The organism is Variovorax sp. Soil_C_17 (assembly GCF_057657265.1).
This window is the reverse complement of sequence record NZ_JBDGIT010000011.1, coordinates 1-24007: the sequence shown is the minus strand read 5'-3', so window position 1 is coordinate 24007 and position 24007 is coordinate 1. Positions and strand designations below refer to the sequence as shown.

Genomic DNA, 24007 nt, shown 5'->3' with positions numbered 1-24007 from the left:
GCTTTGTTGCGTCGGAAGACCGGGTTGCCGAGCCCTGCTTGGGGAGACGCATTTGCAGGCGTTGTCCTACATAAGCCGGTGTAGTTCTTTCTGGCTCAAGACGGCACAGTCCATGCATGCTGCGGTGCAACAGCAAGAAACCGGTTAACTGAGTCACGAAACGCGGAATCGGCGTTTGTAAACAACAGGCAAACGTCAATGCGCGTTAACATGTTGTCATACAAAAGACCTACACTCTGGCTTGAAATGCTGCATCGCATCAAAAATGCGGTCAAGCTCTCGACAGAGGGTGGAGATTACACCGTTTGGTGAGCGATGTACGTCTTTTGTTCACAAGACAAACGGCTCGTCTTGTGTTCAAATTCTTGCGAATAGTAGTAAAGCGTTACACTGCAACGCTGCGAGAGCTTGATGCAGTAAACACCCGTACCGGGGGAGTATTTTCAATGTTTCGTTCCGACTCAACCGCACATGGCAACGTGGTTCGACGCTTCACCCCCGGGGGCGGCGGCCCTTCGGCGTCCCCCATGTACGTGCAACCGCGCAAGCTGAGCACGCTGGAGCGCGCAGCGAAGCGCACGATCGACATCGTGGGCGCGCTGACCTTCTTCGTTCTCTTCGGCCCCCTCTATCTGCTCGTGGCGCTCTGCGTCGGCATCAGCATGGGGCGCCCCGTGCACTTCTGGCAGCACCGCCTTGGGGCCAATGGACAGCGCTTTCGCTTCTACAAGTTCCGCTCGATGGTGCGCAACTCCGAGCATGTGCTCGACGAGTTCCTGAGCCGCAACGACATGGCGCGTACCGAATGGGACACCTTCCAGAAGCTGGAGAAGGATCCGCGCATCACGCCGATCGGCGTTTTCATCCGCAAGCTGAGCCTGGACGAACTGCCGCAGTTCTGGAATGTGCTCAAGGGCGACATGAGCCTCGTGGGCCCTCGCCCCTGCATGGAGCGCCAGCGCAGCCTCTATGGCAAAGGCTGGGAGCACTACTGCGCAATGCGCCCCGGCATCACCGGCCTGTGGCAGGTCAGCGGCCGCAACAGGCTGTCGTATGCCCGGCGCGTCGAGCTCGACGTCGAGTACGTCAGCAACTGGTCGCTCTGGCTGGACATCAAGATCCTGTTGAAGACGGTGCGCACGGTGGTCACGGGCGACGGGTCGAGGTGAGCATGATTCGTCCGATCGTCCTTTGCGGCGGCAGCGGCACGCGTCTGTGGCCGCTGTCGCGCAAGACCTTGCCCAAGCAGTTCGTCCCGCTGATCGACAACAAGAACCTGCTGGTGCTGACGCTGGAACGCCTGCGGCTGCTGAGCCCCGAGGTGACTTGCGTCGCCGCGGAGGAGCACCGCTTCCTGGTGCAGGAAAGCATCGAGGCCGCCGATGTGCGCGGCCAGCAGTTGCTCGAGCCCGTGGCGCGCAACACCGCCGCGGCGATGGCCGCCGTCGCCCTCCTGTCCGAGCCCGACCAGCTGCTGCTGTTCGCGCCGGCCGACCATCACATTCCGGATGCGGAGCGCTTCGTCGCGACGATCCGCAAAGGCGTGCCTGCTGCTCTCGCCGGTCATCTCGTGACATTCGGCGTCGAGCCCAGCTTTCCGAGCACGGCCTATGGCTATATCCGCCAGGGCGAGCGGCTCGGGGCCTCGCTCGGCGAGGACGCCGGCCACGTGGTGGCTGCCTTCGTGGAGAAGCCCGTCGCAGCGCACGCCGAGCAGTTGCTGCTGGCGGGCGGCCATCTCTGGAACGCCGGGATCCTGCTGGTCCAGGCCCGGGTGCTGATCGCGGCGCTGGAGCAGCACGCACCCGACATCCTGCAAAGCTGCCGCGAGGCCACCGCCTCCGTCGACGCCGACGGCGACTTCCTGCGCATGGACGCCGCCGCCTTCGGCCGCTGCCGCAGCCAGAGCATCGACTACGCGGTGCTCGAAAAATGCGAGAAGGTCGCAGTGCTCCCCTTCCAGGGCCGCTGGAGCGATGTCGGCAGCTGGAATGCCGTCGCCGACCTGCACGAGGCGGACGAGCACGGCAACCGGATCAGCGGACAGGGCTTCGCGATGGGCGCCACCAACACCTTCGTCTACGCGCCCAACCGCCCTGTCGTGGCGCTGGGCACCAAGGACCTGCTGGTGGTGGACACGCCGGACGCCTTGCTGGTCGCCCACGCGGAGTTCGCCGAACAGGTGAAGGACGCGGTCGCACTGCTGACCACCCAAGGCCACAGCCAGGCCACGCGCCACCGCCGCATCCCGCGCCCCTGGGGCGCCTACGACAGCGTCGACGACGGCGACCGGTTCGCCGTGAAGCGTCTGACGGTCAAGCCCGGCGCTCGCCTGGCGCTGCGCATGCACCACCATCGCGCGGAGCACTGGGTGGTCGTGAAGGGCACGGCCCGGGTGTTGTGCAATGGCGAGGCCTGCCTGGTCAAGGAAGACGAGTCGATCTACATTCCCGTGGGCGCGAAGTACCGGCTCGAAAATGCGGGCAAGACGGTGCTCGAGGTGATCGAAGTCCAGACCGGCGGCTACCTCGGCGAGGACGACATCGTCCGTTTCGAGGACGCGGAAGTCGGCGCGACCGTCAAGAAGCTGGCCTGAGCGTTTCGTCTTCGAACGTTCCGGTCTCTCTCCCCATCCTGCGCGGAAAGTCGTTATTTCAATGAGCCAGTTTCAAAAGCGGATTTTCGTGGCGGGGCACCGCGGCATGGTCGGAAGTGCGATCGTGCGCTGCCTGGCCGAGCAGGGCTACAGCAAGCTCATCACCCGAAGCCATGCCGAGCTCGACCTGACGGACCAGGCGCAGGTGCGCGCGTTCTTCGCCGAGGAGAAGCCGCAGGAGGTGTATGTCGCCGCGGCCAAGGTGGGCGGCATCCATGCCAACAACAGCTATCCGGCCGAGTTCATCTACTCCAACCTGATGGTCGAGGCGAACGTGATCCACGAGGCATGGCGCACCGGCGTGAGCAAGCTGCTCTTCCTGGGGTCGAGCTGCATCTACCCACGGCTCGCGGCCCAGCCGATGGCCGAAGATGCGTTGCTGACCGGCAAGCTGGAGCCGACCAACGAGCCCTACGCCATCGCCAAGATCGCCGGCATCAAGCTGTGCGAGAGCTACAACCGCCAGTACGGCTGCGACTTCCGCAGTGTGATGCCCACCAACCTCTACGGCCCGGGCGACAACTACCACCCGGAGAACAGCCACGTGCTGCCGGCCATGATCCGGCGCTTCCACGAAGCCAAGCTCGCCGATGCACCCGCCGTGGTCATCTGGGGCACCGGCTCGCCCAAGCGGGAGTTCCTCTACGTCGACGACATGGCCCGCGCCTGCGTGCACGTGATGGACCTGTCGCGCGAAGCCTACGCGGCGCATACTGAAGTCACCACCAGCCACATCAATGTCGGCACCGGCGAAGACCTCTCGATCGCGGAACTCGCCAGCCTGGTGAGCGATGTGGTGGGCTACCAGGGCGAGATCCGCTACGACACCAGCAAGCCTGACGGCACCCCGCGCAAGCTGCTCGACATCTCACGCATCCGCGAGCTCGGCTGGAAGCCCGAGACGAGCCTGCGCGAAGGCGTGGCACGCGCCTACGAGGACTTCCGCAGCGAAGAACTCGTAGCTTCCTGAGGAGTCGGCTTCTGCCGCGGCGCTGCATGAACGCTTCCTCGCTCTCCCTCATTCCGCCCGGCACGGGCGGTGTGCGAGACTACGCGTCCGCTGTGGGCCATCCGCTCCACGCGCCGCTGATGGAGTTGAAACACGACACCGACACCGCCACGCTCTCCGGCGACTTCGTGCTGCTGCATTTCAGCGGCTACGGCTTCGAGAAGCGCGGCATTCCTCTTTGGCTGGTCCGACGGATCCGCGGCCTGCGCACGCAGTTCAAGGCCGTCGGCGTGGTGTTCCATGAGCTCTTCGCGACCGGGCCGCCGTGGGGCTCGGCCTTCTGGCTCAGCGGCGTTCAGCAACGCATCGCACGCGAGCTGCTGCTCGCGTGCGACTTCTGGCTGACGAACCGCGAAGACGCCGCCCGCTGGCTGCTGACACAGTCGAAGTCGACGCCTCATCGCGTGCTGCCCGTGTTCTCGAATGTCGGGGAGCCCGACGCGGTCGACACCGAGCGCCGGCGCAGGGTGGTCGTGTTCGGCAGCGCCGGCATCCGGGCCCAGGTCTACGAGTGGGCCGACGGCGAGATCTTTCGCAGCGCGAAGCGCCACGGCCTGGAGATCCACGACATCGGTCCGGCCATGCCGGAAGGCCTGCTGTCGCAACGCATGGTGCACGAGGGCGTGGTGACGCACGGCAAGCTGGCCGCCGAGCAGGTCAGCGCGGCGCTGTCCGAGGCGGCCTATGGCGCACTGGCCTATCCTGCGGACTACGTGTCCAAGAGCAGCATCTTCGCGGCCTATTGCGCGCATGCCGTCTGCCCCATCCTGTTGGCCAAGGACTACGGCCAGCACGACGGCCTGACCGCCAACGTGCACTACGCGCGCGGCTTCGGCGCGCTCGAAGAGGCCACCATCGATGCCCGACGCGTGGGTCGCGAGGCGCGCAAGTGGTACGAGCCGCATCGCATCGACGCCCACGTGGCGGCGCTGCGCGAGCTCGCGATGAACGCCGCCCGGCCACTCGAAGGCATGTGCACGGCAGCGCATAGCGCGAAGGTCAGCCTATGAGCGCGATCGCCCCCACGACAGTGCAGGCACCTGCAGCCAGCCGCGCGGCGTCGCTGAGCCGCGCGGGAAAGCTCTTTCTCGCGGTCTTCCTGATCATCGTGTTCGAGGGCTCGGTACGCAAATGGGTGTCGTCGGCGTCCACCCTGCCCCTGATCCTGCTGCGCGACATGCTGGCGCTGATGCTCGTGGTCTACGCCTGGCGGCACGGCCACCTGAGGCGACACGGCAAGATCACCGCCGCCATGCTGGCCTGGACCTGCGTGGTGGTGGGCTGGGGGCTGCTGCAGCTGGTCGGCGGACAGAGCACGCCGGTCGTGTTCGTGATCGGCCTGCGCTTCTGGCTGCTCTACACGTGGTTCGCGGTGGCGGCCGCGGCTTCCATGAACGAGGCGGACTACCGGGCCGCCCTCAAGGCGGCCGCGCTCGTCATGCTTTTGCTGGCGCCGCTGGCGGTGGTGCAGCACTACTCGCCACCCGGCGCCCGCATCAACACCCAGATCGACGGCGACGAAGAAACCGTGTTCGTCGCGGTGGTGGGCGTGGTCCGCACCACCGGCACCTTCAGCTTCACATCGGGCTATGCCACTTACCTCACCATGGTGGCGCCCCTGGTGTTCGGCTTCCTGGCCGCACGCAAGCGCACGAAATTCCAGCTTCTGTTCACGCTCGCGCTGTTCGCGGCCTTCGCGGCCGGCGCGCTGGTGAGCGGCTCCAGAACGGCCGCGATCACCTCGGCGGGATTGCTGGCGGCCTATCTGGTCGGCCGGCTGCTTTTCTCGAAGGCGCGCAACAAAGTGGGCGCGGCAGCGGCCGTCGTGGTCATCGGCCTGCTGACCGCCCTCTTCGCCTACGTGTTCCGCGACGCCATCGGCGTCACGCAGACGCGCTTCGAGCAGGCTGCCGCAGCGGAAAACTTCACCGAACGGGTGCTCACGGTTCTGTTCGGCGAGCCGTGGGTGCTCGACCTCGTCACCTGGCTGGGCTACGGCGTGGGCTTCGGCTCCAATCTCGCCACCTATGTGCGCACCGGCTCCGCCGACGTCTTCGCTCTCGCGGAGGCTGAAGGCGGCCGCATCCTGATGGAGGGCGGCCTGCTGGGCTTCGCCTACATCGGCGTGAAGTACCTGGTGCTGGCGCTCGGCGTGACGCGCAGCTTGAAAATTTCGATCGCCACCAACTCTCCCTACGCCCTGCTGGTGTGGCTGACGACCGCGCTGGCGGTGGTCAGCTGGCCCGCGCTCGGGCAGTTGACGGCCAATGCCCTGCTGGGGCTCATGCTCGCCTACGCGCTCCTCGTATTCCGGTACCCGAGGCTCGAGATCTTTCCGCCGCGTGCCTCGCGACTGTGAGACTCCTGCATCTGGTCCCTTCCGTCGATCCCCAGGGCGGAGGCGTCATCGAGGGAGTGCGGCGCATCCACGACGCACTGGCGGCCATGGGCCACACGGGCGACATCGTGAGCCTGGACAGCCCCGAGGCGCCCTGCGTGAGCGCCTATCCGGGCCCGGTGGTCGCCACCGGCCCCTCGGTCTCCAGCTACGGCTACAACGAGCGCCTGCTGCCCTGGCTGAAGGCGCATGCCCGCACCTATGACGCCGTCATCGTGAACGGGCTTTGGCAGTACGTCGGCTTCGCCGCCCGGCGCGCGCTGCACGGTTCGGGCACGCCCTACTTCGTCTACAGCCACGGCATGCTGGACCCGTGGTTCAAGCGCCGCTACCCGCTCAAGCACCTGAAGAAGTGGCTCTACTGGCCCTGGGGCGAATACCGCGTGCTGCGCGATGCGTCCGCGGTGGTCTTCACCTGCGAGGAAGAGCGCCTGCTGGCCCGGCAGTCGTTCTGGCTGTATCGCTGCCGCGAGGTGGTGGGCTCCTACGGCACCAGCACGCCGCCGCGCGATGCAGGGCGCCTCTCGGAGGTCTTTCTCTCGGCCTATCCCGAGCTGCGGAACAAGCGCCTGCTGCTGTTCCTGGGCCGCATCCACGAAAAAAAGGGCTGCGACCTGCTGGTCGAGGCTTTTGCGCGCGTGGCGGCCACGTCGCCGGAGGTCCAGCTGGTGATGGCCGGCCCCGGCGACGAAGCGCTCACACGCCAATTGCAGGCGCGCGCCCAGAGCCTGGGCCTGGCCGCGCGCATCAGCTGGCCGGGCATGCTGTCGGGCGACCTCAAGTGGGGCGCCTTCCATGCCTGCGAGGTGTTCTGCCTGCCCTCCCACCAGGAGAACTTCGGCATCGCGGTGGTGGAGGCCATGGCCTGCAGCCGGCCCGTGCTGATCAGCGACAAGGTCAACATCTGGCGCGAGATCGCCGAGGACCGCGCCGGCTTCGTGGAGTCCGACACGCTCGAAGGCACCACGGCCCTGCTGCAGCGCTGGCTGGCCGCCACGCCGGCCGAGCTGGACGCGATGCGCGCCGCCGCGCTGCGCTCCTTCGAACAGCGCTTCCGCATGGAGCAGGTGGCGGAAAAGCTGGTGGACATCATCCGCGTGCACGCCCCCCATATCGCACAGGGGCCTGTAAACGCATGAAGGTGCTCGTCTATGGAATCAATTTCGCGCCGGAGCTGACCGGCATCGGCAAGTACACCGGGGAAATGGTGGCTTGGCTCGCCGCCCATGGGCACGAGGTGCGCGTGGTGACGGCCCCGCCCTACTACCCCGACTGGAAGGTTCGGCCCGGCCACCACGCCGGGCGCTACACCCGGCACGAATGGCAGGGCGCCCAGGTGCTGCGCACGCCGCTGTGGGTGCCGCGCAAGGTCACGGGCATGAAGCGTCTCCTGCACCTGGCGAGCTTCGCCGCCAGCAGCGTGCCGGCCCTGCTCGCCCAGTGGCACTGGAAGCCCGACGTGGTGTGGGTGACGGAGCCCCCGCTCTTCTGCACGCCGGCGGCCCTGGCCTTCGCGCGGCTGCGCTCGGCCAAGGCCTGGCTGCACATCCAGGACTACGAGGTGGACGCGGCTTTCGATCTGGGCCTGCTCAAGGGCGCGCGCACGCGTGCCTTCGTCGCGGCGGCCGAGCGCTGGCTGATGCGCCGATTCGATCGCGTCTCGACCATCTCGCAGCGCATGCTCGAACGCGCGCGCAGCAAGGGCACCGAGGACGCCCGGCTTGTCTCGCTGCCCAACTGGGCCGACGTCTCGGCGATCCAGCCGCTGCAAGGCACGAGCCCCTACCGCGCCGAGTTGGGCATCCGCCCCGATGCGGTGGTGGCGCTGTACTCGGGCAACATGGGCGCCAAGCAGGGCCTGGAGCTGCTGGCCGAAATGGCCTTGATGCTCAAGGATCAGCCCGGCCTGGAATTCGTGTTCTGCGGCAATGGCGCCGGCCGCGCCGAGCTGGTCAAGCGCTGCGAATCGATGGCCAACGTGCGTTTTCTGGACCTGCAACCGGTCGAGCGGCTCGGTGATTTCCTCGGCCTGGCGGACATTCATTTGCTGCCCCAGCGCGCCGATGCGGCAGACCTGGTGATGCCCTCCAAGCTGACCGGCATGCTCAGCAGCGGCAGGCCGGTGGTGGCCGGGGCGCGCCCCGAGACCGAGCTCGGCCAGGTGACGGCGGAATGCGGCATCGCCGTGGCGCCGGACGATGCCAAGGCCTTCGCGGACGCCGTGCTCGCCCTGGCAACGCAACCCGAGCGTCGGCGCGAGCTGGGCCTGAAGGCGCGCGAAGTGGCCGAGGCGCGCTTCGATCGCGAAGCCGTGCTGGCACAGTTCGAGCGCGATCTGCTCGCCTGCGCGGCAGGGCGCTGAGTCTGCGCCGTCACGCAAGAAAAAGCCGGGTCGAGCCCGGCTTTTTTTGCTTCACTGCTCTTCGGGCAGGATGCTCTCGTAGTTGTAACTGGTGTAGCGATAGCGCCCGTACTTGTAAGGCGCGAAAGTGCGGCGCCCGAGGTCCATCGCGTTGAGCAGCACACCCGTCGCGGCCTTGCCGCCCATGGCGAGCCGGCGCGTGCTCTCCTTCAGCTCGCCCATGGTGGACTGGTCGGCCCGCGCCACCAGCAGCACCGTGCCCGCATGGACCGCCACGGTGGAGGTGTCGGCCGCCACCAGCACCGGCGGTGTGTCGATGACGACCAGGTCGTACTGCTCGGACAGGCGCTCCAGCGTGGTCTTGAACGAGTCCGACACCAGCAGTTCCGCGGGGTTCGGCGGCAGCTGGCCGGTGGCGAGGAAGTCGAGGTTGGGAACCACCTGGCGATGCACGGTCTGTTGCACCGTCAGGCTGCCCGCGATCAGCTCCGACAGGCCGCCGTGGCGCTGCAGGCCGAAGTACTGGTGCGTGTGGCCGCGGCGCAGATCGGCGTCGATCAGCAGCGTCCGCTTGCCGGCGGCGGCCATCAGGGCGGCGAAGTTCGCCGTCACGAAGCTCTTGCCGACGCCCGGCGTGGGCCCGCTGATCAGCACCCGGTTGTTGGGCGACTCCAGCATCGCGAACTGCATCGCCGTGCGCAGGCTGCGCAGGCTTTCCACAGCCGGATCGTCGGGGTTCTCGATCGCCAGCAGGCGAACGCCGGTGGCACCGCTGAGACGGCGCTTGGCGATGGCGGACTGCGAGGGGCTCAGCGGAATGGTCGAGAAGACCGGCAGGCCGGTGTCGGCCTCGACCTCGTGCGGATCGCGCAGGCGCTGCTCGACGAAGGAGCTGCGGATGAAGGCCGCGACGATGCCGAGGAACAGGCCCAGCGCCAGCGCAGCGGCCATGATCACCTTGCGGTTCGGCTTGACCGGCTGGCTGGGCACCACCGCCTCGTCGAGGACGCGGACGTTGCCGATCTTGCCTTCCTTTACCAGGCGCAGTTGCAGGGCGTTGTTGAGCAGCGACTGGTAGAGCTCCGTGTTCACCTTGACGTCGCGCTCCATGCGCACCGCCTCCTGCTGAATGGCAGGCAGGCCCTTGATGCGCTCCTGGATACTGCCCATGTCGGACTTCAGTGCCGAGATCTGGCTGTCCAGGGTTTGCACCGCCGGGTGCGCGGAGGTGAAGCGTGATTCGAGCTCGCGCCGGCGCTGCTGGGCGTCCAGCAGCTTGGTCTGCCGGTCGACCGACTGGCCGAGGATCAGCGCGGCTTCCTCGCTGAAGGCCACGGTGCCCTTCTGGTTGCGATAGCGGTTGTAGACCTCTTCCGAAGCCTCCAGCTGCTTCTTGAAAAGAGGCAGCTGAACGTCCAGGAAGGCCAGGGTCTTCTGCGCCTCCGCGGCCTTGCGCTCGATGTTCTGCCTGACGTACTGGTCGCCCACCGCATTGAGCACCCGCGTCAGCTTGAAGGGGTCGGTGTCCTGCAGCATCACGTTGACGATGCCGGAGTTCTTGCCGCGCTCACTGAGGTTGAGGCTGGACTGCAGCCCGATGGTGGTCGGCAGCTTCGCGTAGCGGTACAGGTTGAACAGCGCCCCCGGCTTGCCGGCCAGGACGTCGATCTGCAGGGAGATCGGGCCCTCGGGCGTGTCGGCCTTGAGCGGCGCGCCGACCGTGCCCTTGATTTGCTGCATGCCCGGATAGTCGAGCGTGTACTGGTTGTTTCCCGCGGCGGTCACGGTGAACAGGCCGCCTTCCATCGTGGTCGGCACGTCGAACTGCGACACCAGGATTCGTTCCGTGCCCGACACATAGCCGTTCAGCCAGAGGAAGCCGGGATCCGACAGGCCATTGGCGCGCCGTGCCAGCCACCCGCCGATGTAGGGCACGTAACGCGGCGCGGCGACGATGTAGAGCTTGGTCGCCTCCACCGCCTGGCCCGCGATCATGCGCGAACGGATGATCTCGATCTCGGCGGTTGCCGGCGTCTTGACGTCCACCAGGCCGCCTGCCTCGGCCAGGATGCCCTTGCCGCCGGGTTCGACGTCCTCGACCTGGATCACCATGTTGGACTCGTAGACCGGACGCTCCAGGAAGGCGTAGGTCGCGCCGATCAGGAACACGACGAGCGTGATCGCCGCGATCAGCCACTTGTTCGAGACCAGGACGTCGACGTAACGCCCGAGGTCGAGGTCTTCCTCGTCCGCCGCGCTTGCCGGGGAGGGATTCGTTTTGGTAATGATTGAGGAAGTCATCAACTGGATACTCTTGAAATGCGTTGAGCCCACTGCCTGGCGCCGCCTTCGATGAGCCGGAGCGAGTGCTCGAAGGCGTCGCGATCAGCGCGGTAGGGATCGGGAACGTCCTCGTCGCTGAACTCGCAGAGGCGAAATACCTTGCCGGCGGCGAAAAGATAGCGCTCCTGCACCGCGCGCCGTTGCTCGCGGTCCATCACCAGGATCAGGTCGGCGCTCTGGCACAGGTCGAGATCGAGCTGCTGCGCCCGATGCTCTGCGATGTCGATGCCGCGCTCTTCCAGCAGCTCGCAGGCGGTAGGGTCTGCCGGATGGCCGACCAGCGCCTGCAAGCCGGCAGACGCGACCTGCACGCCGGGCAGGTCGGCCGCCATCAGCGCTTCGGCCATTGGGCTACGGCAGATGTTGCCGACGCAAACGACAAGAACGTTCTGGATGGCCACTATTTGCCGCTCCCGGTGCTGCGCGAACCCAGGTCGCGATAGGAGGTCGCGGTGGTGGCGGTGGGGAGGATCAAACTCAACACGCGGTTCCACTGCACCAGCGGCACCGGGTCGACGTAGACCACGTCCTTGGGCCTGAGCGCGAAGCCGTCCGCCATCGCAATCGCCGTCGGCGTGCGGGCATCCAGGTGGAAGATCGACAAGCCGTTGGTCTCGTTGCGGATCACGTAGATCTGGCGCGGATTGGCGGTGCCCAGGTTGACGCCGCCCACCTCGGTCAGCGCATCGTTCAGGGACAGGCGGCCGTTACGCATCATCACGCCCGTCTGCAGGTTCACTTCGCCCATCACCGTGACCTTGCGCTCGTCGCGGCTGCGCACCAGGACCAGGTCGCCCGAGCGCAGCGGGATGCGGGTGGGATCGATGCCAGCCTCGGCCATGGACATCAGGTCGAGCGAGAAGGTCTTGCCATCGCGCGTCAGGTTCACGGCGGAGCGGTCCCCGTTGGCCGAGAACCCGCCGGCGCGATTGATCGCCTCGGCCAGGGTCATCGGAATGTCGGTGAAGATCTGCAGGCCAGGTTGGCGCACCTCGCCTTCGACGTAGGTGCGCTTGCTGCGGAATGCGTTGACGCGCACGCTCAGCTGCGGGTTCTTGAAGACGCGGGACAGCCGCCTGATCAGCGTTTCTTCGAGCTCTTGAACCGTCATGCCCTCGGCCTTGAGCTGGCCCACGTAGGGGAAGCTCATGAAGCCGGTGTTGGACACGATGAAGCCCGGCGCCGGCGACACGCTCGCCTGGTCGGCCACGGTGGTCGCCGGGATGCCGCTGAACACGATTTCCGGATGGTCGTAGACCACCACGCTCACCACGTCGCCCGGACCGATCTTGTAGACCGGCGCCTCGCCCACCAGCGCACGCACCTCGGGCGGTACGTTGTTGCCGACGGCGGCACGCTGGGCGCGGATCAGCTGGGGCGTGATCTCGGTGATCGCGCCGGGCGGCGGCGGATCGATGTCCGCCGTGGAAAAGCCCGATGGCGAGACAGCCTGGTCGGCATCGTTGCCCGCCGAGCGAAAGCCCGGCGCCAAGGGCGCGCAGGCCTGTAACAGCAGCCCCGCCGAGGCAAACAAAATGGCATGTAATAGAAAACGTTTCAAACCCGACTCCGCGTCATGACCCTGAATGAATACTTTTGCAAACAGTTACGACTGTACATCAGCAAAGCGCTCCGCTCAAATTGTTTCTTGGCTTAGAGCGTTAGGCAGAGTAAACGGGTGTGGGCGCGGATGGGGTAAGCAAGCTCCTACATGTTGCATTTCAGGCGGGAATTGGGCCTTCAGCTATCAAAAAGATAGCGGTTGCCAGGGCGATGTAGGCCCCTCAGGAGGTCTCGATCTGCGCGGCGCGCTTCCAGGCGGCGGAAGCCTGGTCGGCGTCGTCGCGAGCTTCCGCCAGAAGTGCGAGCGCCTGCCAGGCGCGGCGGTGCAAGACCGGATCTTGTAACCCGAGGCCGGCATGCGTGAGCAGTTGTTGCGCCTTGCCCCAGAGCTGGCGCTTCATGCAGGCCATGCCGGCGAGGTACTGCAGATTGGCGTCGCGGGGATCGTTGCGCTGCGCGGATTCGATGCGGGCCAGCCAGTCGGCATCGACCGAATCGAGCCCGGCCTCGAGCGCTCGCACCAGCTTCACGCGCAGGGATTCGCCCAGGCTGCGGGGCTGCGCAACCATGCGCTCCCAGACTGGCAGGAGCCAGGCTCGCGCCAGCGTGAGGTCGCCCCGCAGCGCCACCATGCGCTGCGCCGCCTGGATGGCGACCTCGGGCATCTCGCGCTCGGCGGGCTCGAGCTCGCCCCAGGCCCTCAGCAATTGGTTAGGGTCGTGCGCGCCCGAGAGCAGTTCGGCCGCCAGCCCACGCACGATGCTCTGCGCGGCAGCATCGGAGAAGGCGCGATGCTTGGCCAGCAGGCGAGCGGTCTCGAGCGCTTCCAGGGTGCGCCGGTCCTGGCGCGCTGCCTTGAGCCGCAGGCGCAAGGCCAGCGTGCGGCGCTGGGCACCCTGCGGCAGTTCCTCCAGCCGCGCCAGGGCGGCAGGCGCATCGCGATCGTCGAGCGCCCACCGGGCCGCGCGCAGTTGCACGCCTTCGCGCGTCTCGGGGCTGACGAGCATGCCGCGCTCGGCGCTCTCGTTGAGCGCCTGCTGCAGGTGCGCATCGCGCGCGGGCCGGTCCTGCAGGGCCTGGGCGCTTTCGGCGGCGAGCAGGTGCGACAGCACGCGGATCTGCTGTGCCTGCGGCAAGTTTGCATCCAGGGCGGCCAGGGTCCGCTCCTGCGCGAGGGCGGCCTGCGCCGCCTTGCGCGAGCGCGAGAAGCGCCCGGCCAGCAATTGCGCCAGGGCGTCGAGCAGGGCTGCGTGCAGTGACCGCTCCTTTTGCTGCAGGCGCCATTGCCGCGCCTGCCGCGGCAGAGAAAACAGCGCCGACAAGGCGCGCAAGGCCACATGCAGGAGGCCGAAAGCCAGCAGCAGGATCAGCAGCGTGAGATTGAGCGAGAGGTCGACCCGCCATGGCGGCCAGAAGACGGTGATGGTGCCCTGGTTGTTGCCGGCGAACAGCGCCACCGCCGCGGCGATGCCGAACAGGGCCAGGAACCAGAGTGCTGCGCGCATACCCTGCCCTGGCCCCCTAGCGTCCGGCCGCGGCCGTCGCGAGCGCGGCCAGCGTGTCGTCGATGCGCGGCGTCTCGCTGGTCTTGATTTGCGCCTGCAGTTGCTGCAGCAGCGTCGCCGCCGACTGGACGCGTCGCGAGGCGGGGTCGAAGTAGCGATTGAGGGAGGCCGACACAGCAGCCAGCTCGTTGCGCGCCGTGTCGAACTGCCGGGACAGCAGGGCCAGGCGCGCATTGAGCAGTTGGAGCTTCAGGTTCTCGCGCAGGAAGAAGGTCTGGTCCGGCGACAGCAGCACGGCCTCGGGGCGGTCGATGCGGCCCACGCGCAGCAGCGAACGCGCCTCGTTGCGCACCATCAGCAGCGCACGCTGCCACCAGGGCGCGTCGGCCGGCACCGGCTCCGCCTGCCAGGGGTTGAGGCCGCCACCGCGCGTGGCCACCGCATTGAGCGGCGGCAGCTCGTCCACCATGCGCACGAGGTCGTCGAGCTTGCGAAGGGTCTCGCCGCTCTCGGCACTGGCGCTGGCCTGCAGGCGCTCGGCATCGCGCTGAATCGAACGCTGCAGGGGCGCCAGCCGCGGCTGGGCGGCGCGCGCGATGCGCTGGTCGCCGGCCTTGAGCGCGGCCAGCAGCGGCTGGACGTTGCCCGTGACCTCCGCCTGCTGCAACGCGAGGCGCACCGCGGCCTCGATGTCGACCACGAGGTTCTCGTCGCGCGATCGCGAGAGGCTCTGCATCAGTTCCTCGAGCTGCGAGCGCTGCAACGCCACCTCCGCCACCCGGGTCTCGTTGAGGGCCAGGCGCGCCGCCGTGTCTCGCACCGTCTCCTGCGCCTGGCGCGCCAGGGTGCGGGCCTCCATGGATTGGGCCATCGCGTCGGCACTCTGCCGCGCCAGCTGCTCCTGCATACCGCTGACCTTCTGCCAGAGGACCAGCACCGCCACCAGCGCCAGCATCGCGGCGCCTGCGAGGAGCCCGAGCAAGACCTTCGACAGCGTGTTGGCGTGGACCGGCGCCGCCTGCAGCGGCGCCGGCACGTGCGCGCGCGCCGCTGCCGGTTCCTGCAGGGATTCGTTCAACACGGACGCGTCGCTCATGCGAAGGATTCTATCGACGCGATCAGCGCCGCCAGCGCCGGGGAAGAGACCCGCACCGCCCCGAAACCCGCGTCCCGCGCGGCTTGCGCGATGCGGGGGTGGGTGGCGATCGCACGCGCCGAGGTCCACGCGGTGGCGGGCAGCGCGGCGCGCAGATGGGCGATGGCTTCGGCGCTGCTGAAGAGCCAGACGGCCTCGCCGCGTGCGCCTTCTGCGGCCAATGTGCGCGCGGCGTGGTCGAGCGGCGCGGGCAACCGCCGATAGGCGACCACAGTGTCGCAAATGCCACCGGCTGCGGCGATCTCGCGCGCCAGCCAGGCGCGTCCGGCCGGCCGTCCCGACGCATCGCCGCCGCGCACGATCAGCACGCGAACGCCGGCATGCACCTGCGAATGCACACGGGCCCACAGCGCCTCGGAATCGAACTGTTCCGCGTCCTCGGCCGGCGCATCGATCGCGGAGGCCGGCACCCCGGCCTGTCGCAATGCGCGCAGGGTGCCGGGGCCGGTGGCCCAGCAGCGCGGACGCAGGCCGTCAGCAAGGGCGCGGGCATCGTCGAAGAAGTGTTCGGCGGCTGCGGCGCTCACGAACATCAGCGCGGCGTAGTCGCCGAGGCGCTGGCGTGCTGCCTGGAGCTCCTTGCCGTCGGCAACCGGCTCGATCGCAATCAGGGGCAAGGCTTGTGCGTCCAGTCCGGCAGCGCGCAGCGCCTCCACCCAGCGCGCCGCCTCGCGCGTCGGGCGCGTGACGATCACTCGGGGCGCCGGCATCTCATTCAGTGCGCGCCGGCCTCGCGCAGGAGGCGGGCGGCGTGGTCGCCGAGCGCGGCGGCCTGCACGGCATCGGCAACCGCGGCTTGCGCGTTGACGCGGACCAGCTGCGCCGCGCCTTCGGGATCGCCCCAGGCCGCATCGATGCGCAGTTCGTCGCCGGCCCCCCAGCGCGCGTGGGCTGCGAGCGGCATCGAGCAGCTGCCACCCATGGCCCGGCTCACGGCGCGCTCGGCCGCGGTGGCGAGCTGATCGCGGGGGCTCGCGAGCGGCGCCAGCAAGGCGATCAGGTCGCTGCGGTCGGCGCGCACCTCGATGCCGAGCGCGCCCTGTCCTGCGGCCGGCAGCATGGCCTCGGGTTCGAAGACGGCGCGGATGCGATGTTCCAGGCCCAGGCGCTTGAGCCCGGCAGCCGCCAGCACGATGGCGTCGTACTGCCCCTCGTCGAGCTTGCGCAGCCGGGTATCGAGGTTGCCGCGCAAAGGCTCGATGCGCAGATCGGGCCGCAGCGCGCGCAGCAGCACCACGCGGCGCAGGCTGGAGGTGCCGACGACCGCGCCCTGCGGCAGGGCGGCGAGCGAACCGTGGCGCGGCGACACCAGCGCATCGCGCGGGTCCTCGCGCTCCAGCACGCAGGCCAGCGCGAAACCGGCGGGCAGGTCCATGGGCACGTCCTTGAGCGAATGCACCGCGATGTCGGCACGGCCCTCCTCGAGTGCAAGCTCGAGTTCCTTCACGAACAGGCCCTTGCCGCCGACCTTGGAGAGCGAGCGGTCGAGGATCTGGTCGCCCCGCGTGGTCATGCCGAGCAGGTCGGCCGTATGGCCTTGCTGCCGGAGCAAAGACTGCACGTGCTCCGCCTGCCAGAGGGCCAGGCGGCTTTCGCGCGTGGCGATCACGATGTTGCTCAAGGGCCGTTTCCGTTGCTGTGGGGGATCGGGGAGATGCTAGCATTGTTGCAACGCAGCAACGACCGCGCAGACCAGGCCGAACGAGGAGATATTCCAATGAAAAGCAGCCCCGCCCCCGCTTCGGCATCCAGGCGCCGCGACAGCAGCGAAGAGCAGCCGCTGATCGACGACATCCGCCTGCTCGGCCGCATCCTCGGCGATGTGATCCGCGAGCAGGAGGGCGAGGAAGCCTTTGCGCTGGTGGAGAAGATCCGCACGCTGTCGGTCTCCTTCCGGCGCGATGCGGACCATGCGGCAGACCGCGCGCTCAAGAACCTCCTCAAGGGCCTGAGTGCGGCCGAGACGGTGCGTGTGATACGCGCCTTCACGTACTTCAGCCATTTGGCGAACCTGGCCGAAGACCGCCATCTGATCCGCCGCCGCACCGAGGCCGAACGCGCCGGCGAAAACGCCGCCCCGGGCAGCCTCGAGTTGGCGCTGGCACGCATCCGCAAGGCCGGCATCGCGCCGGCGGCGGTGGTGGAGTCGCTGGCGCACAGCTACGTGTCGCCGGTGCTCACCGCCCACCCGACCGAGGTGCAGCGCAAGAGCATCCTGGATGCCGAGCGCGCCATCGCACAGCTGCTCACCGAGCGCGACGACATCAAGCTGCGCCAGCGCGCCTTCGCCGGCGCCAAGGACGCGCTGACGCCCGTTGCGCTGGCCGACAACGAGAGCCGCATGCGCTCGCGCGTGATCCAGCTCTGGCAGACGCGCTTGCTGCGCTTCTCCAAGCTCACCGTGGCCGACGAGATCGAGAACGCGCTGAGCTACTACGAGGCCACCTTCCTGCGCGAGATCCCGCGGGTCTACGCCGACCTCGAAAAGGCGCTGGGACAGCGGGAGATCGCGCCCTTCCTGCGCATGGGCCAGTGGATCGGCGGCGATCGCGACGGCAACCCCAACGTCAGCGCCGAAAGTCTCGAGTACGCAATGCGCCGCCAGGCGGAGCTCGCGCTGCGCTATTACCTGACGGAGGTGCACTTCCTCGGCGGCGAGCTGTCGCTGTCGGCCACCCTGGTCGATGTGTCGGTGGAGATGCAGGCGCTGGCGGAGCGCTCGCCCGACCACAGCGAGCACCGCCAGGACGAGCCCTACCGCCGCGCCCTCACCGGCATCTATGCGCGCCTGGCGGCCACGCTGCGCGAGCTCACGGGCGGCGAGGCGGCGCGCCATGCGGTCGCGCCCCAGAACCCGTACCACCACGCGGAGGAATTCCTGGCCGACCTGCGCGTGATCCAGGAATCGCTCCTCGACAAGCATGGCGTCGCGATGGTCGCGCAGCGGCTCGCTCCGCTGATCCGCGCGGTCGAGGTGTTCGGATTCCATCTCGCGACGGTGGATCTGCGCCAGAGCTCGGACAAGCACGAGGCGGTGGTGGCCGAGCTGCTGGCGACCGCGCGCATCGAGCCCGACTACGCGGCACTGGCCGAGGAAGCCAAGCAGACGCTGCTGCTGCGCCTGCTCGACGACGCTCGCCCCCTGCGCGTGCCCGACGCCGACTATTCGCCGCTGGCGCAGAGCGAGCTCGCGATCTTCGCGGCCGCGCGTACCGCCCGCGCGCGCTACGGCGCGGCGGCGATCCGCCACTACATCATCAGCCACACCGAGACGGTGAGCGACCTGCTGGAGGCGCTGCTGCTGCAGAAGGAAGTGGGCCTGCTGCGTGGCACTTTGAACAACGGCGCCCCGATGCTCGGCACCGGAGTGTCCTCGTTGCCCGGCGACGGGGCGCGCGCCGGCTCGGGGCGGCCCGGCGCTGCGCACGGCAACGCCACCTGCGATCTCATCGTCGTGCCGCTGTTCGAAACCATCGAAGACCTGCGCAATGCCGCGCCCATCGTGCGCGCCTTCTACGCCCTGCCCGGCATCCAAGCTCTGATTCAGCGCTCGGGCGCCGAGCAGGATGTGATGCTGGGCTACAGCGACAGCAACAAGGACGGCGGCATCTTCACCAGCAACTGGGAGCTCTACCGGGCGGGCACCGCGCTGGTGGCCCTCTTCGACGAGCTGAACAAGAAATCAGGGACCTCCATCCGCTTGCGCATGTTTCACGGGCGCGGCGGCACGGTGGGGCGCGGAGGCGGTCCGAGCTACCAAGCCATCCTGGCCCAGCCGCCCGGCACGGTGCGCGGCCAGATCCGCCTGACCGAGCAGGGCGAGGTCATCGGCTCCAAGTACGCCAACCGCGAGATCGGCCGGCGCAACCTCGAGACGCTGGTCGCCGCTACGCTGGAGGCCACGCTGCTGCCATCGGCCAAGCCCGCGCCTTCGAGCTTCATGGCCGCCGCCGCCGAGCTGTCGGCGGCCAGCATGGCGGCTTACCGCGCACTGGTCTACGACACACCGGGCTTCGGCGATTACTTCTTCAGCGCCACGCCGATCCGCGAGATCGCCGAGCTCAACATCGGCTCGCGGCCGGCCTCGCGAAATCCCAGCCGCCGCATCGAGGACCTGCGCGCCGTGCCCTGGAGCTTCAGCTGGGGCCAGTGCCGGCTCACGCTGCCGGGCTGGTACGGCTTCGGCTCGGCGATCGAGCAGTTCCTCGCTGCCGCCGGCGGCGCCTCGGCGCGCAAGGAGCGGCAGGCCCTGCTGCAGCGCATGTATGCGCAATGGCCCTTCTTCAGCACCCTGCTGTCGAACATGGACATGGTGCTGGCCAAGAGCGACCTCGCCCTGGCCTCGCGCTATGCCGAGCTGGTCGAGGAGCGCAAGCTGCGCCAGAAGGTGTTCTCGATGATCGATGCCGAATGGCACCGCACCTCCGACGCGCTGGCGCTGATCACCGGCGCGAAGCAGCGGCTGGAAGGCAACGTCGAGATGCAGCGCTCGATCCGCCACCGCTTCCCCTACATCGATCCCCTGCACCATCTGCAGGTCGAGCTGATGCGCCGCTGGCGCGCCGGCCAGCAGGACGACGAGCGCCTGCAGCGCGGCATCCACATGTCGATCAACGGCGTGGCCGCGGGGCTGCGGAACACGGGCTGATCGGCTGAAAATCCCGGGCCGCCGCACAATCGGCGACTGACATGGACAGCCTCGACCTCATCCGCACTTTCCGTGAAGTTGCCGCTTACGGCAGCTTCTCCCGCGCCGCCAGCCGACTGGATATGTCGAAGGCCACGGTGAGCAAGTACGTGGCCGAACTGGAGAGCCGCTTCGGCGTGCGCCTGCTCAACCGCTCGACCCGCTCCGTCAGTCTCACCGACGCCGGGGCGCTGCTGCTGGAGCGCAGCAAGCCGGTGATGGAAATGGTGGAGCTCACCCAGGCCGAGTTGCAGGAGCATGCGAGCCAGCCGCGCGGCCGGCTGCGGATCTCGGCGCCGCACGGCATGGGCCAGGGCGACCTCCCCAAGCTGCTGGCGCAGTTCATGGGCTACTACCCCGAGGTCAGCCTGAGCCTGCATCTGAGCAACCGGCAGGTCGACATGGCCGAGGAGGCCATCGATCTCGCGCTGCGCGTCGGCCCGATCGAGGACGACAACCTCATCGTGCGCAAGTTGACGCAGCTGACGCTCGTGGTGTGCGCCTCGCCGCGCTATTGGCAGAAGCACGGCACGCCGTCGCACCCGGCCGAGCTGGCGCAGCACGACGCGCTGACCCATTCCCGGCTCGGCACCCATCCGCAATGGCGTTTCGAGGTCGACGGCCAGCCGCTGGACGTGCCGGTGAAGAGCCGCATGGACGCCTCCGAGGCCGGGCCGCTCATCGAGGCGGCGCTGATGGGTTTCGGTGTGCTGTACCTGCCGGCACTGCTGGTTCAGGCGCACATCGACAACGGCGAGCTGGTGCCGGTGCTGAAAGACTGGGTGCGCAACGACATGTGGCTCTCGGCCGCTTACCTGCAACGCCGCCACAACAGTGCGGCCTTGCGCGCGCTGCTGGACTTCCTGCAGACCCGGATTGGGCAGAAATACCCCTCGGGCAAGCGCTAATGCCATGAAGGACTGCCCCGGGTGCAACCGCTCAGCTGGACGGAGAAGCACAGGGCTGGCGAGCCGCAGGTCTAGAAGAGCGAAGCGGTCATCGCCAGCTCGGTCGCGGCGCGCGATTGTCCCGAGGGTCCGCCGTGCGCCGGCGCCAGCAGGGACTCCGGGCTGCCCGCCTTTACCAGCGCCCCGACGCGCACGCCCAGCAGGCGCAGCGGCCGTTCCAGCGGCACGCGTTTGAGGCAGCGTCCGGCTGCCTGGCGGATGGTCTTCGCGTCCGCGGTGAACTGCGCGATGGTCTGGTCGCGCGTCGCGATCTTGAAGTCGTCGTAGCGAAGCTTGATGCCGATGGTTTTGCCCACATAGCCCTTGCGTTGCAGGTCCTCCGCAACCTTCTCGCACAGGTGCGTGAAGATGGCGCCCAACTCGGAGCGGTCGCGCACCGCGTGCAAGTCGCGCTCGAAGGTGGTCTCGCGGCTCATCGACACCGGCTCGCTCTCGGTCACCACCGGACGCTCGTCGCGGCCCCATGCCACCTCGTGCATCCAGGCGCCGGTGGCCTTGCCGAAGTTCTGGATCAGCCAGTCGCGCTCGCGGGCCGCGAGTTCGCCGATGGTGCGGATGCCGAAGCGCTGCAGCTTCTCGTCGGCCTTGGGACCGATGCCGTTGACCTTGCGGCAGGGAAGTGGCCAGATGCGCGTCTGCAGATCGTGCTCGTAAATCACGGAGATCCCGTTCGGCTTCTCGAACTCGCTCGCCATCTTGGCCAGCAACTTGTTCGGCGCGACGCCGATGGAGCAGGTGAGCCCGGTGGCCTCGAGAATCGAGCGTTGGATCAGCCGCGCCAGCGCGCGCCCGCCCTCGCGCTGACCGCCGGGCACCTCGGTGAAGTCGATGTATACCTCGTCGACGCCGCGGTCTTCCATCACCGGTGCGATCTCGGTGATCACCTTCTTGAACATGCGCGAGTAACGGCGGTACTCGTCGAAATCGACTGGCAGGATGATGGCCTGCGGACAGAGCTTCGCCGCCTTCATCAGCCCCATCGCGGAGCCGACACCGAACGGGCGCGCCGGATAGGTCGCGGTGGTGATCACGCCGCGGCCCACGTAGTCCTTGAGCAGCGGGAAGGCCTCGACGGGAATGTCGGCGAGGGTGCTGCCTTCCGGAAGCGCGCGGATGGCCTCGTCCACCTTTCGGCGGCCACCTCCGATCACCACCGGAAGCCCCTTGAGCTGCGGGTAGCGCAGCAATTCCGCCGAGGCGTAGAACGCATCCATGTCGAGGTGGGCGATGCGGCGGATCGGAGCAGTGGTCACGGCCGGATTTTGAACGCTCCTGGCCGGGCACTGGTGCGGCGGGGGCATCGATGCCATCATCCGGTTCATGCAAATCGTAGCCACCATGTTCTGGCGCCGGCTCGACCTGCCCGGCCATGATGCCTGCCGCCTGGAGAAGCACGGCGACGGGTGGCAGCTCGACGGGGCCGCCGTCTTTCGCGGCGAGAACGGCCAGCCTGCCCGACTGGACTACCGCGTACATTGCGACAAGGCATGGCACGCGAAATGGGGACGTGTGCGCGGCTGGATCGGGAGCCTGGCCGTGGACTTTGCGATCGCGCGTGGCGCAAATGGCGAATGGTTGCTCAATGACCAGCGGGTGCCGGGCTTGGCTCATTGCACGGACCTGGACCTCGGCTTCACGCCTGCCACCAATCTGGTGCCGCTGCGCCGCCTGAATCTCCAGGTCGGCGAGAGCGCCGGGGCGCCGGCGGCCTGGCTCGACCTCGACGACGAAGGCTTGAGCGCGCTGGAGCAGCACTACGAGCGTCGCAGCGAGACCGAGTATTGGTACCAGTCCCCGCGCTTCGACTACGAAGGGGTACTGCTGACGACACCGGAGGGCTTCGTTACGCACTACCCGACGCTCTGGCAGCCCGGAGATTGAAGGCCCTCTCTCAGCGCCCAACCCGGAAAGGTGGCTTACTGCGGTAGCTACTGCTCACCACGCAAGGCGACGGTGTCGTGTGCGAGATGCGAGCCGCAGGCGTGGATCGGTCATCCAAGGGCGTGGATCGGACCCGTATCGCTTGCAGCGTCCTACAGCCGTGCGGGCTGCCCGCCATCTCCCCGGGGCGCGCCGAAGAATGCACCCTTGCGATCCATCCGCCCAAAGTGCATGGCTGACGCTGCCAATACTCGACCTCTGCCCCTCGCCAACGGCCTCGTCTATGTGAATGCCGAAATGCCCGGCCTCACGCGTGCCCGGCATGGCAACAGCTTTCGCTACCGGGATGCCAAAGGCCAATGGGTGCGCGACGTCGATGAGATTTCCCGCATCAGGCAGTTGGCCATCCCACCGGCATACACCGATGTCTGGATCTGTCCCTTGCCCAACGGCCATTTGCAGGCAACCGGAATCGACGCACGCGGCCGCAAGCAGTATCGCTATCACGCCGAATGGCGCCTGTTGAAGGACGAAACCAAATTCGAGCGACTCGAGCTGTTCGGGCGCGCGTTGCCGAAGATTCGTGCACGTGTGGCGCAAGACCTCCGGAAAGGGGCGAGGGAGGCCCTCCCGGGACGCGCGACTGTGTTGGCGACGCTCGTACGCCTCCTTGACGTCACCTTCCTGCGCGTGGGCAACGAAGAGTATGCGAGCAGCAATCGCTCCTACGGTCTCACGACCTTGCGCAACCGGCATGTGGATGTTCGCGGGACCTCGCTCAAGCTGCGCTTTCGGGGTAAGAGCGGTGTGTTGCATGAGGCGCGCATCGACGATCCGAAAGTCGCGCGCGTGATTCGGCGGTGCCAACAGTTGCCAGGTCAGGAGCTGTTTCAGTATCAAGATTCGGAAGGCGAGCTGCGCACCGTTTCGTCAACCGACGTCAACGACTACCTGCGCGAGGCCGCGGGAGACAATTTCACTGCCAAAGATTTCCGAACCTGGCACGGAACGGTGCAGGCCCTTGAGCTCACGCGGCTTGCTTGCAGCAGTGATTCGGTGGGCGTTTCGGCAGCCCCACGCTTTAGCGCCAAGGAAATCCTCAGTACGGTGGCCAAGCAACTCGGCAATACGCCGGCGGTTTGCAAAAAGGCCTACATTCATCCGGCGGTGCTGGCGCTCGGCGCCAAGCTGGCAGCCGATTCAGGTGCAATGACCGAGATTTGGAAAGAACTTACCTCCACGACTGCAAGTCTGCGCCGGCTTCACTCAGCAGAGGCGAGATTGCTCGCCTTTCTCCGGCGGCATCGCGTCGAGGCACGGCGTGCCCAGAGGGCTATTGCGGCGAATAAGCGAGGTTCGCGAGTATTCGCCAAATAGCTCGCGGCACGGCGGAAAACAACTACAAAAAAGCAAAAAGCCCAACCATGACTGGTTGGGCTTTTTGGGGCTGTAAGAGCCTGACGATGACCTACTTTCACA

At 67.6% G+C, this 24007-nt stretch carries 19 protein-coding genes; 11 read left to right on the top strand and 8 right to left on the bottom strand.

Annotation, left to right across the window (positions count from 1 at the left end; genetic code table 11):
• Positions 1-527 precede the first annotated feature (527 nt).
• The 7 genes from AC3A6Y_RS30040 to AC3A6Y_RS30010 all read left to right on the top strand — a co-directional run bounded on the left by AC3A6Y_RS30040 (position 528) and on the right by AC3A6Y_RS30010 (position 8425).
• Positions 528-1169: a sugar transferase gene (locus AC3A6Y_RS30040; protein ID WP_487871877.1), complete on the top strand. Its 642-nt coding sequence runs from the start codon at positions 528-530 to the stop codon at positions 1167-1169.
• Between the two features lie 2 nt (positions 1170-1171).
• On the top strand, positions 1172-2596 hold the full coding sequence (locus AC3A6Y_RS30035; protein WP_487871876.1) for a mannose-1-phosphate guanylyltransferase/mannose-6-phosphate isomerase: 1425 nt from the start codon (positions 1172-1174) through the stop codon (positions 2594-2596).
• A 61-nt stretch (positions 2597-2657) separates the two neighbouring features.
• Positions 2658-3626, top strand: a complete 969-nt coding sequence (fcl, locus tag AC3A6Y_RS30030) for a GDP-L-fucose synthase (RefSeq protein WP_487871875.1) — start codon at positions 2658-2660, stop codon at positions 3624-3626.
• Positions 3627-3652: 26 nt separating this feature from the next.
• Positions 3653-4675, top strand: a complete 1023-nt coding sequence (locus AC3A6Y_RS30025; RefSeq protein WP_487871874.1) for a hypothetical protein — start codon at positions 3653-3655, stop codon at positions 4673-4675.
• A complete protein-coding gene (locus AC3A6Y_RS30020; RefSeq protein WP_487871873.1) occupies positions 4672-6024 on the top strand; it encodes a hypothetical protein in 1353 nt (450 codons plus the stop codon). The genes AC3A6Y_RS30025 and AC3A6Y_RS30020 overlap by 4 nt, the downstream gene beginning before the upstream one ends.
• Positions 6021-7202 (top strand): glycosyltransferase, encoded by a 1182-nt coding sequence (locus tag AC3A6Y_RS30015; RefSeq protein WP_487871872.1) that lies wholly within the window; start codon positions 6021-6023, stop codon positions 7200-7202. The genes AC3A6Y_RS30020 and AC3A6Y_RS30015 overlap by 4 nt, the downstream gene beginning before the upstream one ends.
• Positions 7199-8425 (top strand): WcaI family glycosyltransferase, encoded by a 1227-nt coding sequence (locus tag AC3A6Y_RS30010; protein WP_487871871.1) that lies wholly within the window; start codon positions 7199-7201, stop codon positions 8423-8425. Before AC3A6Y_RS30015 ends, AC3A6Y_RS30010 begins: the two co-directional genes overlap by 4 nt.
• Positions 8426-8476: 51 nt before the next feature.
• Here the strand turns inward: AC3A6Y_RS30010 and AC3A6Y_RS30005 are convergent, their stop codons facing one another.
• From AC3A6Y_RS30005 to hemC, 7 genes are all read right to left on the bottom strand, one after another.
• Positions 8477-10726, bottom strand: a complete 2250-nt coding sequence (locus tag AC3A6Y_RS30005) for a polysaccharide biosynthesis tyrosine autokinase (RefSeq protein WP_487871870.1) — start codon at positions 10724-10726, stop codon at positions 8477-8479.
• On the bottom strand, positions 10726-11163 hold the full coding sequence (locus AC3A6Y_RS30000; RefSeq protein WP_487871972.1) for a low molecular weight protein-tyrosine-phosphatase: 438 nt from the start codon (positions 11161-11163) through the stop codon (positions 10726-10728). Before AC3A6Y_RS30000 ends, AC3A6Y_RS30005 begins: the two co-directional genes overlap by 1 nt.
• A 5-nt stretch (positions 11164-11168) precedes the next feature.
• A complete protein-coding gene (locus tag AC3A6Y_RS29995) occupies positions 11169-12329 on the bottom strand; it encodes a polysaccharide biosynthesis/export family protein (protein ID WP_487871869.1) in 1161 nt (386 codons plus the stop codon).
• Positions 12330-12552: 223 nt separating this feature from the next.
• The gene (locus tag AC3A6Y_RS29990; RefSeq protein WP_487871868.1) at positions 12553-13836 is read right to left on the bottom strand and encodes a heme biosynthesis HemY N-terminal domain-containing protein; all 1284 of its coding nucleotides are present in this window, start codon (positions 13834-13836) and stop codon (positions 12553-12555) included.
• A gap of 16 nt (positions 13837-13852) precedes the next feature.
• A complete protein-coding gene (locus tag AC3A6Y_RS29985; RefSeq protein ID WP_487871867.1) occupies positions 13853-14932 on the bottom strand; it encodes a uroporphyrinogen-III C-methyltransferase in 1080 nt (359 codons plus the stop codon).
• Entirely contained in the window at positions 14929-15702 is a 774-nt protein-coding gene (locus tag AC3A6Y_RS29980; protein ID WP_487871866.1) for a uroporphyrinogen-III synthase, read from the bottom strand. Before AC3A6Y_RS29980 ends, AC3A6Y_RS29985 begins: the two co-directional genes overlap by 4 nt.
• A gap of 5 nt (positions 15703-15707) precedes the next feature.
• Positions 15708-16613, bottom strand: a complete 906-nt coding sequence (gene hemC, locus AC3A6Y_RS29975) for a hydroxymethylbilane synthase (protein ID WP_487871865.1) — start codon at positions 16611-16613, stop codon at positions 15708-15710.
• Between the two features lie 96 nt (positions 16614-16709).
• Between hemC and ppc the strand changes: the two genes are divergently transcribed.
• Complete coding sequence (ppc, locus tag AC3A6Y_RS29970; protein ID WP_487871864.1) at positions 16710-19640, top strand: phosphoenolpyruvate carboxylase; 2931 nt, start codon at positions 16710-16712, stop codon at positions 19638-19640.
• 41 nt (positions 19641-19681) lie between these two features.
• Positions 19682-20587 (top strand): LysR family transcriptional regulator, encoded by a 906-nt coding sequence (locus AC3A6Y_RS29965; protein WP_487871863.1) that lies wholly within the window; start codon positions 19682-19684, stop codon positions 20585-20587.
• A gap of 71 nt (positions 20588-20658) precedes the next feature.
• Here the strand turns inward: AC3A6Y_RS29965 and dinB are convergent, their stop codons facing one another.
• Positions 20659-21861, bottom strand: coding sequence for a DNA polymerase IV (gene dinB / locus AC3A6Y_RS29960; protein ID WP_487871971.1), 1203 nt, complete (start codon positions 21859-21861; stop codon positions 20659-20661).
• Between the two features lie 106 nt (positions 21862-21967).
• Here dinB and AC3A6Y_RS29955 point away from each other — a divergent pair, with 106 nt between their 5' ends.
• Together AC3A6Y_RS29955 and AC3A6Y_RS29950 are read left to right on the top strand one after the other, a co-directional pair.
• Positions 21968-22528, top strand: coding sequence for a putative glycolipid-binding domain-containing protein (locus AC3A6Y_RS29955; protein ID WP_487871862.1), 561 nt, complete (start codon positions 21968-21970; stop codon positions 22526-22528).
• Positions 22529-22759: 231 nt separating this feature from the next.
• Complete coding sequence (locus AC3A6Y_RS29950; protein ID WP_487871861.1) at positions 22760-23905, top strand: DNA topoisomerase IB; 1146 nt, start codon at positions 22760-22762, stop codon at positions 23903-23905.
• Positions 23906-24007: the final 102 nt, after the last annotated feature.

Bases quoted from the DNA above. Each gene is read 5' to 3' on its own strand.
- AC3A6Y_RS30040 (WP_487871877.1), top strand. From the start codon at position 528: ATGTACGTGCAACCGCGCAAGCTGAGCACGCTGGAGCGCGCAGCGAAG.
- AC3A6Y_RS30035 (WP_487871876.1), top strand. From the start codon at position 1,172: ATGATTCGTCCGATCGTCCTTTGCGGCGGCAGCGGCACGCGTCTGTGG.
- fcl (WP_487871875.1), top strand. From the start codon at position 2,658: ATGAGCCAGTTTCAAAAGCGGATTTTCGTGGCGGGGCACCGCGGCATG.
- AC3A6Y_RS30025 (WP_487871874.1), top strand. From the start codon at position 3,653: ATGAACGCTTCCTCGCTCTCCCTCATTCCGCCCGGCACGGGCGGTGTG.
- AC3A6Y_RS30020 (WP_487871873.1), top strand. From the start codon at position 4,672: ATGAGCGCGATCGCCCCCACGACAGTGCAGGCACCTGCAGCCAGCCGC.
- AC3A6Y_RS30010 (WP_487871871.1), top strand. From the start codon at position 7,199: ATGAAGGTGCTCGTCTATGGAATCAATTTCGCGCCGGAGCTGACCGGC.
- AC3A6Y_RS30005 (WP_487871870.1), bottom strand. From the start codon at position 10,726: ATGACTTCCTCAATCATTACCAAAACGAATCCCTCCCCGGCAAGCGCG.
- AC3A6Y_RS29990 (WP_487871868.1), bottom strand. From the start codon at position 13,836: ATGCGCGCAGCACTCTGGTTCCTGGCCCTGTTCGGCATCGCCGCGGCG.
- AC3A6Y_RS29985 (WP_487871867.1), bottom strand. From the start codon at position 14,932: ATGAGCGACGCGTCCGTGTTGAACGAATCCCTGCAGGAACCGGCAGCG.
- AC3A6Y_RS29980 (WP_487871866.1), bottom strand. From the start codon at position 15,702: ATGCCGGCGCCCCGAGTGATCGTCACGCGCCCGACGCGCGAGGCGGCG.
- ppc (WP_487871864.1), top strand. From the start codon at position 16,710: ATGAAAAGCAGCCCCGCCCCCGCTTCGGCATCCAGGCGCCGCGACAGC.
- AC3A6Y_RS29965 (WP_487871863.1), top strand. From the start codon at position 19,682: ATGGACAGCCTCGACCTCATCCGCACTTTCCGTGAAGTTGCCGCTTAC.
- dinB (WP_487871971.1), bottom strand. From the start codon at position 21,861: ATGGATGCGTTCTACGCCTCGGCGGAATTGCTGCGCTACCCGCAGCTC.
- AC3A6Y_RS29955 (WP_487871862.1), top strand. From the start codon at position 21,968: ATGCAAATCGTAGCCACCATGTTCTGGCGCCGGCTCGACCTGCCCGGC.
- AC3A6Y_RS29950 (WP_487871861.1), top strand. From the start codon at position 22,760: ATGGCTGACGCTGCCAATACTCGACCTCTGCCCCTCGCCAACGGCCTC.